Below are 11,077 nucleotides of genomic sequence, written 5' to 3' on the forward strand. Positions count from 1 at the left end.
CCGCCAAAAGGAAGAGAAAGAAAATACCAACATTGACCCCATCATGAACACACCGACATACTGACAGGCGGGTCAAATCTCGATGACAATGCTGGGTCAGTTCTCAATGACATCCAACAGGTATCATTCGCGGTCGCCAGGCAGACCCGCTCCCTGCATGGATCGACGATGCGATCGAAACCGACTTAGTGTCCATCGTGCGCTTTGCCCGTACCTTGAACCGGGACTTCGATGCGGTCAAGAACGCCATCGAGATGCCCTGGAGCAACGGCCAGGCAGAAGGTCAGATCAATCGCCTGGAGACCCTCAAACGCGCAATGTACGGTCGCGCCGGTCCAGAATTGTTGCGGGCGAGAATGCTCCCATTCCGCCACACAGATTGAGGCAGAGCCCAATTAACGGCAACGCGACACAAGGGAAGCAGCAACGGAAGGACGAACAGTTTTTCCCCGCCGGCGGCCACGTTCACCGCGCCGCCGACGAGGCTGGCCGCGAGGAAGATCAGGCTGTCATTCACAGGGTTCGTCGCAACGGCCGACGCGAGAAAGCGTGCCGTAGTGGCATTCGGTCAGGCATCGGATTGAAGAGCGGCCTCGAGGAACTGGAGCCGGTCCTGGCCCCAGAACACTTCGCCCTCGTAGGCATAGGACGGCGTCCCGAACACACCGCTTGCCACGGCCTCGTCGCAATTGCGTTCCAGACCGGCCAGAGCAGTTTCCGACTGCGCCTCGGTCAGCAGGTCGCGGCCGGACATACCGAGCGTGTCGGCAATCGCCACCAGTGTCTTTGGGTCGGCGACGTTGCGCTCTTCCTGCCAGACGGCGGTCAGGACGGCGTGGGTGAAGGCCCCGGTATCCAGCCCGCACCCATTCACGGAAATCGCGAACCGCGCGGCGAGTTCGTCTGCGACGGGAAAGTGGCGGGGCTGGAGGTTCATAGGTACACCAAGCTCTTTGCTCCAGCGGGCCAGTTCCTTGAGGCGGTAGGCCTGCCGCGCCTCGGACCGGTCATGCAGCTTTAACCCGCCGGTACGTGCGAAAATGCGCTCGATGAAATCGGCGGGCTTGAAATTGATCTTTTTTCCGTGGCTTGCGGCCAGAGCGACAAAGCGGTCGTGTCCGAGAAAAGCGAAGGGTGAAAGCATTCCGTAGTAATAATCGATCGTGTCAGCCATGGGCGGTCCTCCAATGTTATGTTTCAAGCCGCAGATGACATCTGCGCGCGGTCGTGTGGTGCGGTGAAGTCGAGCGCGGGACCTTGCGGAATGATCCCCGTTGGGTTGATGTGCCGGTGTTCGGCAAAATAACCGCGTTTGATCTGGGGCATGTCGACGGTGTCGCCAAACCCGGGGGTCTGATAGAGATCCCGCAGGTATTGGCCGAGATGTTCGAAATCGCTGATCCGATTCCGGTTGCACTTGAAGTGGGACACGTAGACCGCGTCGAACCGAACCAGCGTGGTGAAGAGCCGGATATCACATTCGGTGATCTGGTCGCCGATCAGATACCGGGACCGGCCCAGCCGGTCATCAAGCGTGTCCAGCGCGCTGAACAGAGCGTCGAATGCGGCGTCGTAGGCCTCTTGCGATTTGGCAAAGCCACAACGGTAGACCCCGTTGTTGATGGTGTCGTAGAGCGTGCTGTTCAGCGCGTCAATCTGTTCCCGCAGCGGGGCAGGGTAGTAGTCGAAGGACGCGGGGGCGATGTCGTTGAAGGCGGAATCGAGCATGCGCAGGATATCGGACGATTCGTTGTTCACGATGCTGTGCGTCTTGCGATCCCAGAGCACCGGCACCGTCACCCGGCCGGTAAAGTCAGGGACCACCGTAGAATAGACCTGATGCAGGTACAGTTTGCCGTTGACCGGCTGCAAGTCGTCTATGCCATCAGAAAATGTCCAGCCCTGATGTTTGGGTTGATCCGCCTCGGTGACAGAGATAATCGCTTCGAGCTTTTTTATCCGGCGGGCAATCAGCGTGCGGTGTGCCCAAGGGCACGTCGGCGCGGTGAACAGGTGATAACGCCCCGCCTCTGCCGGGTGATCGGCATCGCCAATGGCGGCGCGGAAGGTCGAATGCGGACGCTGGAAAGTCCCGCCTTGCCCAGTCATTTCGGGATCGTCGTTGACCCAGCTTCCGTCAAGTAGCATTCCCATATGTTGTCTCCTGTTTTGGTCCGTGGCCGCCGAGAACGACGATCAGTCAAGGCCTGCCGCTTCGTCCTGCGCGATGTCGCCCAGAAGAATCCGGGCGGTGATGTCGAAATGTGCGGTGATAACCTCGCGTGCGCGGGCCGCGTCACGTTCGAGGACCGCATCCATGATTGCGCTGTGTTCGCTTGCCAGATCGCGTTCGCTGCTGTGCAGGCAGACCGAAGCGCGCCGATACCGTTCGACCTGATCCATCAGCAACTTTCTGACCCGTAGCAGCCAGACAGAGCCACAGGCGGCGACGGTGGCGTCGTGAAATGCCGCATTTGCGGCCTCCCATGCGTCGAGGGCCGTGCCGGGGTTTTTTGCCAGGAATCGATCCTGCTTTTGCAACCTGTAGGATGTCGCGACGATTGTCGATTCCCAGGCTTCGTCGCCATGCTGTATGGACAGTGTGACGGCCTGGACCTCGATAGCGGTGCGCGCAATATTGAGATCTTCGAACTCGTCTGCCTCAAGCGGGGCGACGGTGAAGCCGCGATTGCCGTGCGCTGTTGCCAGACGATCAGAGCAGAGACGCTGCATTGCCTCGCGCAGTGGCGTTGTGCCGATCCCATAGAGTTTTGACAGCCGTTCCACACGCAACCGTTCGCCCGGCTCTCTCTCACCCGAGATGATGTCGGTCCGGAGGCGGCGATAGGCAGATTCGGCGTGGGTTTCGCCGTCTTGCAAGCTGATCGGCTGTTCCGTGGGTTGGGTCGCATTGCCTGGGGTCATGTCCTGCTCCGTATTACACCTCTCAATATTGCCAGATAAAAATTTATTGACAAGACATTACCGTGTATGAATTGTGATATTAAATATAAAACGAGAGACTAGATACAAAATGAAACTGATCACATTTGAACATAACGGTACCGTCAAGGCGGGTTTCCTTGACGGCGACAGCGTCTCGATCTGTGCGGATGGCCCGGGTGCGGACACGGCTGTTCTGGAGCGCATCAAGGCAGGCCAAAACGGGCCGTGGGATGCCAAGGAAGTGGTGTCGCTGAGCGATGTCCGCCTGATGGCGCCGATCCCGACGCCACGCCGCGACATTCTTTGCGTGGGTAAAAATTATCATGCCCATGCCGCCGAATTCTTCAATTCCGGGTTCGATTCCAGTGCCAAGGAAGAAGTCCCCTCGTCCCCGGTGATCTTCACCAAGATGATGACATCGGTTGTCGGTCCTGGAGAAGATGTTCTGGGCTCGCTCGACCCAACAGGGTCTGTCGACTATGAAGGCGAGCTGGGCGTGATCATCAGCAAGGACGCTCGCCGGGTCAGCAAGGCGGATGCCTACGACTATGTTTACGGATACGTCATCATAAACGATGTCACCTCGCGGGAACTGCAGAAGACGCACAACCAGTGGGTCATCGGCAAAGGGCTTGATACCTTCTGCCCGATCGGTCCCTGGATCGCGACGGCGGATGAGATCGATGACGTGGGTGCAATGGAGCTTGTCACCCGGATCAACGGCGAGGTGCGGCAGAAGGCTGTGGTCAAGGATCTGGTTTTTGACATTCCCACGCTGATCGAATGCATCACCGCAACCGGCACGCTACTGGCGGGCGACATCATTGCCACCGGCACTCCGGCTGGCGTCGGTATCGGCTTTAACCCCACGAAGTACCTGAACGAAGGAGATCGGATGCAGGTCAGCATCTCCGGTCTGGGGGAGCTCGAGAATACAATTCGCTGAGGTGAGGGAGCGCCAAGGCAAATATCAGGGAGGATATAAGATGAAATATATGACAAGCTGTGCCGTAATGGCATTGTTGGCTGCAGCAAATGTCGCGCAGGCGCAGGACGGGTATTTCGCGGGCAAGACGGTCGACGTGGTCGTGCCGTTCGGCCAAGGCGGGGCGACTTACGTGTCGGCCAAGTTCCTGGAGCCATTCTTTGAAAAGCACCTGCCGGGAAATCCGGAGGTCAGCGTGATCGACCGACCGGGCGGCGGGTCGATCCTTGGGGCGAACTGGTTCCAGCAGAACGCCAAGGACGACGGCACGACCCTGTTGTTCACGACGTCTTCGACCACCACCCCCTTTGTTCTGGGGCAGAACGGGGTCGAATATAAGCTTTCGGATTACCGCGTGGCCTATAGCCACCCGTTCAGTTCGGTCGCCTATGTTTCTTCCGATATTAGCGTCAACAGCGCGGCTGAGATCAAGAACGCGAACGAGCAGCTGCGCTATGGCGGTATCTCTGCCGCTGCCTCTGACCTGCCCAGCCTGCTGTCCTTCGAGGTACTGGACCTTGATGTGAACTCGATCCTTGGTTTCAACGGTCGCGGGCCGGTCCGGCTGGCGTTCGAACAGGGAGAGCTGAACCTCGATTATCAGTTCACCCCGGTCTACCTCACGCAGGTTGTGCCCTCGGTCGAGGCCGGCTCTGCGGTGCCGCTCTGGACGGGTGGTTCAATGGAGGGGGGCGTGCTGAAGGCGCGTGACTCGATCGCGCCCGAGCTTCCTTCGGTTTACGAAGTCTACGAAGACATGAATGGTACACCGCCCTCTGGGGTTGAATGGGATGCGTTCCAGGCGATCGCCTCGATCACCTATGCCTATGGACTGACAGCCTATGCCCACCCCGACACCCCGCAGGAGGTGCTGGACCTCTATGCTGCGGCAGTCGAGGCAATCAACGCCGATCCGGAGTTTCAGAAGGCCAGCCAGGAGGTGACGAATGGCGCCAGGCTCAATGCCGGACCGGAGACAGAGCAGGCGATCAAGGCCGCCCTGTCGCCTTCGCAGGAGGTGAAGGACTACCTTCACACGCTGCTGACCGAGAAGTTCGGTGTGAGATTTTGAACCACTCCCAAGCTGAGTCCCGGTTTCCGGGGCTCATGCCTGTCGTGGCTCCGCCGAGGGCGGTACCTTTTGTCTTGCGGGCCAATCGCCCGAAACAGAGTCTGACCAATGTTTGAACACGCAATGAGCGCGCTGAGCGATCTCTTCGAACCCATGCGACTTCTGGTGCTGTTCGGAGGGATGTTGGTGGGAATGGTCTTTGGCATGTTGCCCGGTCTGGGCGGTGTGGCGGCGGTCTCGATCCTGCTGCCCTTTATCTACTACCTCGATGACTACTCGGGGCTTGCGATGCTGCTGGGGGCGGTGTCCATCGTCTACACCTCTGATACCATTACCTCTGTCCTGCTTGGTGCGCCGGGCTCGCCGGCCTCTGCGCCGACGGCAATCGAGGGCTACGCACTGGCCAAGAAGGGTCGGGCGGCCCGGGCGCTTGGCGTCGGCTTTCTCGCGTCGATGGTAGGCGGTCTTGTCGGTGCGACGGTCCTATTCGTCGCGATCCCCGTTGCAGGGCCAATCGTATTGCTGTTGTCGACACCCGAATTGTTCATGTTCGCGGTTGTCGGTCTGGTTTTTGCCTCTTCGATGATCGGCGAAAATCTGGCCAAAGGGCTAGCGGCAGCTTGTCTTGGATTGTTCCTGGGGGCGGTCGGCCCGGCCCAGGCTGCGGCCGATTTCCGGTTCACCTTTGGCCAGGTCTATCTTCTGGACGGATTTTCGCTGACCATCGTCGCGCTTGGCATGTTCGGTGTGGCCGAAGTCATCACCATGCTGTCTGTGGGCGGGGGGATCAGTGGCGAAGCCATGAAGGTGGCCGGGTGGAAGGATGGCTTTCGCGACTTTTGGGTGAACAAATGGCTTGTGATACGCTCGGCCATTATCGGGGTGTTCGGCGGCTTTGTGCCAGCGGTCGGCGCCTCGGCTTCGACCTGGGTCGCCTATGGGCATGCCATCCGGTCGACAAAGGACAAGTCACAGTTTGGCAAGGGCGAGATACGCGGCATTGCGGCGGCGGAAGGTGCGAACAACGCCACCGTCATCTCTGACCTGGTCCCGACCGTGCTGTTCTCGGTGCCCGGCGGGCCTGCGGCTGCGATCTTCCTGGGTGCGCTGTTCTCGTTCGGATATTATCCCGGTCCGCGGATGATCACCGAGCACCCGGATCTGATGTTCCTGATGGTGTGGTCTGTTGCATTGACTTCGGTCGTCGGGGCAGCGATCTGCTTTGCCATCTCGCCCGCATTGGCAAAGCTGACGCGGATTCCGTTCGGCATCATTGCCGCGCCTCTGATCCTGATCATGGTCATCGGCGCCTATCAGTCGACATCGACTATGGGCGACATCTTTATGTTGTTCGCTCTTGGTGCACTCGGCTGGGTTATGAAGCATGCCGACTGGCCCCGCGCCCCCGCGCTTGTCGGGTTCGTGTTGGCCAAACCGATGGAACAGTATTTCTGGCTAACGAACCAGATCCACGGATGGAGCTGGGTGACGCGCCCTGGCGTTCTGATCATAGCCTCAGTCATTATCATCCCCCTCGTGCTTGGCGGCATACGCAAGTACCGGGCACGCAAAGACGCTGTTCCGGTTGCAGATGCAAATGCCGAAAAGGCCATGGGCGGCGGACACAATCACAGCGTTGGCCTGTTCATGGCGGTGCTAGCTTCGTTCGCATTCGTTTACGGGGCCTGGGAGATGATGGGGTTCAACCCGGCATCGCGGCTGTTCCCGTCCCTGGCCATCGGGCCGGGCATCGGACTCTCACTCTGGCTTGTCTACCGTGGGTTGCGCGAATACCGCCCAGATCTGGGTCGCGACGCCTCTGAACTGACGATTTTGGCAGCGTTGATCTTCTACGGTGTAGCGGTCTGGGCCATCGGCATAACGGTGCCTACGGCGCTGCTTCTTGCCTGGATGCTGCTGATTCGTGCGAAGATGCGTCTTTGGACCGGGTTGATCTACGGCACCGTGATCTTCGTCTTCATCCAAGTTCTGTTCGGGCTTCTGCGCGGGGATGCCCCGATCGGTGCCCTCTTCAATATCGGCTAATCGAAAGGAGATTTCCATGTCAAACCTAATGGACGACGACATCATCGAACCCTCTATCGACCCCAAAACCCAGAAGATCGGTGTGCGTCATGTAAAGGCCGTGAACTGCGCGGGGACACGGACCAAAATCCAGGTCCGCGACTTTGATCCGGTCTACACCGACGAACCCGCAAGCCTGGGTGGCACCAATACGTCACCTTCGCCGCTGGAAACCGTGCTGGTCGCGCTGGTTGGTTGCGATGGCGTCATCATCAACGGCGTCGCGAAAGCGATGAACTTTGACTATGCCGGGGTCGAATTTGCCTGCACCAGCCAGATCGACGTTCGTGGCCCAAAGGGCGTGCCAGGGATCCGTCCCTACTTTGAAGCAGCCACGCTCGACATCGTGATCTACACGGACGAATCCGAGAAGCGGTTTCGCCAGCTGGAAAAAAACGTCGAGTATCGCTGCCCGGTGATGAACCTCATGCGCGCCGCAGATGTGGATCTGCAGGCGACTTGGACAATCAGGCCGAAAGCGGAATTTGACGGGTCGGTGGACTGAACGCACAAGACTCTGGGCGCGCGCGACGCCATTTCGGAACTTTTTGAGAGAGCTTTGCCCCTGAGACCTGAATCAAATGCAGCTTGCAAATCCCGCTGCGTTCTCCGGTTTGGGAGACGCGCGGGATCACTGACTCTCCAAGACGCTGGTCGCGGCCAGCGTTTGGACGAACATCCATTTTGCGCCCAGGATGTCACGTGGTGCAGGAAAATCCGCGCGAGATGACGGCGCAGGCCAGGATCTGCGCCCTTCCCGAGTTGTCGCGTTGCCCTTAAATCGGGTCATCCTCAATCTGTATGGCGGAATGGGAGCATTCTCGCCCACAACAATTCTGGACCGGCTCGACCTTACATGGCGCGTTTCTGGGTCTTCAGGCGGTTGATCTGGCCTTTGGCTTGACCGTTGCTCCATGGCATCTCGATGGCGTTTGTGACCGCGTCGATGTCGCGGTGGAGCGTTCGAGCAAACCGCATGATGGGCACCAGGTTGGTATCTATTGCGTCGTCAATCCAGGCATTGAATGATCCACAAGGGTCAAATCCCTGCCGACGGGACCACCGCTTTCCAGACCTTCGCGGCGCTGGCGACATAATTCTGCCCGCCGGTCAGTCCTCCGCGATCAAATACGAAGGTTGCGACACATCCCCTTTTCACGACGCTCCCGTGATGAAATTCCAGCGAGATGCTCAACGAGCCAGGTTGCAGTCCCCTCGGCCCCAATTGGGCCGCACAGGGGACCGCGTGGCCGCAGGCCACCAACTCAATGATTTACAGGATCTTGCATTTCGAGTCAGTATTGCCGAACCGCGGCGACACTTCTCGTCGCACGTGACACGGACCCGGGGAGGACACGATGTCGACTGAAAGGTTTCCACCATCCAGATATAGACCCAAGGAAAAGCAGATGGCCGAAAGGCTGGTTGCCTTGGAAGACCAAATTCTCGGCGGCGATGCCGACGAAGATTGTGACTGCAAAGACGGGATGTTTAATGGCCTGTCCCGCAGACACGTTCTGGCGGCCGGCTTTGCCGTTGCAGGCGGCGCGATGACAACTGGCCGCGCGATGGCAGAAGCTCCTCCCGGCGCAATCGAATATCCGGTTCAGCCCGATCCGACGAAGGAACAGGGTCGGACGATCCTTGATGATGGCGGCTATGGGTCACGGTCCCAGTTTGAGAACGAGGTCAGGTGGCGCTATCCCACCGCAAGTCTGGATTCCAGTTGGTCGATGACACCGTTGGCGGCAGGTTTTGGGATCATCACGCCGTCCGGCTTGCACTTCGAGCGTCACCACGGGGGCATACCCACGATTGATCCCGAGACCCATGAGCTGATCCTGCACGGGATGGTCGATCAGCCTTTGCGCTTCACAATGGGAGACCTGAAGCGCCTGCCGTCTGTGAGCCGTTTGCACTTTATCGAATGTTCAGGCAACGGTCTGACGGAATGGGTGCAGCCTACTCTGAAGACAGTGCAAGGCACGCATGGTTTGACGTCTACCTCTGAATGGACCGGTGTCCGGCTGTCTACCGTGTTGGACATGGCAGGAATTCAAGATGGGGCAGCTTGGATCCTGGCCGAGGGAGCAGATGCCGCAGTCATGACGCGCTCGGTGCCGATTGATAAGGCAATGGACGACGCCATCCTCGCCTATGCTCAAAACGGCGAAGCGCTGCGGCCAGAACAGGGCTATCCGCTGCGCCTGCTATTGCCCGGCTATGAGGGAAACACCCACATCAAATGGCTGCGACGGCTAGAGGTCAGCGACAGGCCATTCATGACCCGTGAAGAGACATCGAAATATACCGACCTGATGCCGGACGGCAACGCTCGGCAGTTTTCGCTGGAAATGGATGCGAAATCGGTGATCACCTTCCCGTCGGGCGCGATGAAGCTGCCACGACCGGGGTTTTACGAGATCACCGGTCTGGCATGGTCGGGCCGGGGGGCAATCACCAAAGTCGAGGTATCGGCCGATGGCGGGGCGACGTGGCAGGAAGCTGCACTGGAAGGGCCTGTCCTGCCCAAGTGCCATACGCGGTTTCGGCTTCCGTGGACATGGAAAGGCGAAGAAGCGGTTCTGCAAAGCCGCGCGATGGACGACACCGGCTACACGCAGCCTACGCTGGCCAAATTGGTCGAGGTTCGCGGTCTGAAATCCGTGTATCATCTGAATGCGATCCAAAGCTGGCACATCGCGCCAGACGGGGAGGTGACCAATGTCCATGCGTAACTTTGTGCTGCCGATATTCTGCGTCGCCTCTGGCGGCATGGCTTTTGCCCAAACCGACAGCGCTGCCCGAACGGTTGCCGACCTACCCGCCGAAATAGAAGAAACCGGAGAACGCGCACCCTCGCCACCGCCGCTGTCAAGCGCGGATGATGGCGCACCGGTTGACTTGGCCACGAACCAATACGGCATCGGCAGCCCGGCTTCCGAAGAGCAAATCGCGCAGATTGATATCGACGTCATGCCCGATGGTCGAGGCTTGCCCGAAGGCCGCGGAACATATGCCGAAGGCGAAACGCTCTATGCGGATCGCTGTTTAGCCTGCCATGGTGAGAACCTCGAGGGTGTCGCGGAACTGGGAGCGCCGAAACTCGTAGGAGGACGAGATAGCTTGGCGAGCGATCAGCCGGTGAAGACCGTTGAAAGCTATTGGCCCTACGCCAGCACGTTGTTCGACTATGTCCACCGGGCCATGCCGATGGATTCACCGGGGTCGCTGACACCCGATGAAGTCTATGCTCTCAGCGCCTATATCCTGGGTCAGAGTGGCATCACATCTGATGACGCCGATGCGGTGCTCAACGCGGAAAGCTTCGCCCAAGTCACCATGCCGAACGCGGATGGCTTCGTGGAGGACCCACGCGGCCGGGGGCAGACAGAGTAAGGGGCTCGCCCGCCGAAGCCGCTAAAAGGACCAAAGCAACCGTCCGATCTCCGCTGCTCGGCGGGAAGTCTTCGAGGGGCTTTGTGCGACCAGTGACCAAGGCCGGGGGCGACATCCCGCTTCGCTGCGCCGTAGCAGCGAAGCTTGTCGGTGATGATCCGTCTGGGCCCGAAGCCCCAGCGTTTCATCAGCCTGACCAAAAGCCGCTTTGCCGCGCGCTTGTCCCGCCGGGGCTGGAGGATCTCTGTATTGGCCCAGTGAAAATCTGCTCATGCTACAAGGAGTAAAACGTAGCGATGAGTGGACCATTGGAAGACAATATCAAGCGCTGGACGGCAAAGCGTAAATCGGCTCTGGTCGTGGAGATTATTCAGGGTAAGACGACGGTTGCAGAAGCAAGCCGGAGCTTTGACCTGACGCCCTCAGAGATCGAGAGTTGGGTCGAGGATGCTCGTAAGGGCATGGAGAACGCTGAATAGCCCCGCGTTTCCTAGACGCCTTCGGGTCTCGGTTTCCGCTGCCGTTCGAACTCTACGGGCGACAGCATCCCGTTTCTCGCATGCTTGCGCTTCGGATTGTAGAACATCTCG

At 59.2% G+C, this 11,077-nt stretch carries 10 protein-coding genes and 3 pseudogenes; 8 read left to right on the forward strand and 5 right to left on the reverse strand.

Annotated elements, in window-relative coordinates; all coding sequences use genetic code 11:
• Nucleotides 1–119: 119 nt before the first annotated feature.
• Nucleotides 120–383 (forward strand): annotated as a pseudogene (locus PAF17_RS19450) (transposase); the annotation flags it as partial.
• 185 nt (nucleotides 384–568) lie between these two features.
• On the opposite strand, the gene PAF17_RS19455 reads toward PAF17_RS19450, so the two are convergent.
• The 3 genes from PAF17_RS19455 to PAF17_RS19465 are packed head-to-tail and all read right to left on the reverse strand — an operon-like array spanning nucleotide 569 to nucleotide 2,925.
• Complete coding sequence (locus PAF17_RS19455) at nucleotides 569–1,174, reverse strand: 2-hydroxychromene-2-carboxylate isomerase (RefSeq protein WP_271890737.1); 606 nt, start codon at nucleotides 1,172–1,174, stop codon at nucleotides 569–571.
• Between the two features lie 23 nt (nucleotides 1,175–1,197).
• Nucleotides 1,198–2,154 carry a glutathione S-transferase family protein gene (locus PAF17_RS19460; protein WP_271890738.1) on the reverse strand — a complete coding sequence of 319 codons (957 nt, stop codon included), beginning with the start codon at nucleotides 2,152–2,154 and terminating at the stop codon, nucleotides 1,198–1,200.
• A gap of 42 nt (nucleotides 2,155–2,196) precedes the next feature.
• Nucleotides 2,197–2,925: an FCD domain-containing protein gene (locus PAF17_RS19465; protein WP_271890739.1), complete on the reverse strand. Its 729-nt coding sequence runs from the start codon at nucleotides 2,923–2,925 to the stop codon at nucleotides 2,197–2,199.
• A 109-nt stretch (nucleotides 2,926–3,034) separates the two neighbouring features.
• Here PAF17_RS19465 and PAF17_RS19470 point away from each other — a divergent pair, with 109 nt between their 5' ends.
• From PAF17_RS19470 to PAF17_RS19485, 4 genes are all read left to right on the forward strand, one after another.
• Nucleotides 3,035–3,892 carry a fumarylacetoacetate hydrolase family protein gene (locus PAF17_RS19470; RefSeq protein ID WP_271890740.1) on the forward strand — a complete coding sequence of 286 codons (858 nt, stop codon included), beginning with the start codon at nucleotides 3,035–3,037 and terminating at the stop codon, nucleotides 3,890–3,892.
• Nucleotides 3,893–3,932: 40 nt separating this feature from the next.
• Nucleotides 3,933–5,003, forward strand: a complete 1,071-nt coding sequence (locus tag PAF17_RS19475; protein ID WP_271890741.1) for a type 2 periplasmic-binding domain-containing protein — start codon at nucleotides 3,933–3,935, stop codon at nucleotides 5,001–5,003.
• Nucleotides 5,004–5,111: 108 nt separating this feature from the next.
• Nucleotides 5,112–7,049: a tripartite tricarboxylate transporter permease gene (locus PAF17_RS19480; RefSeq protein WP_271890742.1), complete on the forward strand. Its 1,938-nt coding sequence runs from the start codon at nucleotides 5,112–5,114 to the stop codon at nucleotides 7,047–7,049.
• A gap of 28 nt (nucleotides 7,050–7,077) precedes the next feature.
• Complete coding sequence (locus PAF17_RS19485; RefSeq protein ID WP_271890743.1) at nucleotides 7,078–7,593, forward strand: OsmC family protein; 516 nt, start codon at nucleotides 7,078–7,080, stop codon at nucleotides 7,591–7,593.
• Between the two features lie 347 nt (nucleotides 7,594–7,940).
• On the opposite strand, the pseudogene PAF17_RS19490 reads toward PAF17_RS19485, so the two are convergent.
• Nucleotides 7,941–8,111: pseudogene (locus tag PAF17_RS19490) on the reverse strand (transposase); the annotation flags it as partial.
• A 386-nt stretch (nucleotides 8,112–8,497) separates the two neighbouring features.
• On the opposite strand from PAF17_RS19490, the gene soxC reads away from it, so the two are divergent.
• A complete protein-coding gene (gene soxC, locus PAF17_RS19495; protein WP_271890744.1) occupies nucleotides 8,498–9,826 on the forward strand; it encodes a sulfite dehydrogenase in 1,329 nt (442 codons plus the stop codon).
• Nucleotides 9,813–10,487 (forward strand): c-type cytochrome, encoded by a 675-nt coding sequence (locus tag PAF17_RS19500; RefSeq protein ID WP_271890745.1) that lies wholly within the window; start codon nucleotides 9,813–9,815, stop codon nucleotides 10,485–10,487. The genes soxC and PAF17_RS19500 overlap by 14 nt, the downstream gene beginning before the upstream one ends.
• 80 nt (nucleotides 10,488–10,567) lie before the next feature.
• Here PAF17_RS19500 and PAF17_RS19505 read toward each other — a convergent pair.
• Nucleotides 10,568–10,732 (reverse strand): annotated as a pseudogene (locus PAF17_RS19505) (IS6 family transposase); the annotation flags it as partial.
• Between the two features lie 63 nt (nucleotides 10,733–10,795).
• Here PAF17_RS19505 and PAF17_RS19510 point away from each other — a divergent pair.
• Nucleotides 10,796–10,966 (forward strand): DUF1153 domain-containing protein, encoded by a 171-nt coding sequence (locus tag PAF17_RS19510; RefSeq protein ID WP_271890746.1) that lies wholly within the window; start codon nucleotides 10,796–10,798, stop codon nucleotides 10,964–10,966.
• Nucleotides 10,967–11,077 lie beyond the last annotated feature (111 nt).

The organism is Paracoccus onchidii (assembly GCF_028294535.1).
GTDB lineage: Bacteria > Pseudomonadota > Alphaproteobacteria > Rhodobacterales > Rhodobacteraceae > Paracoccus > Paracoccus onchidii.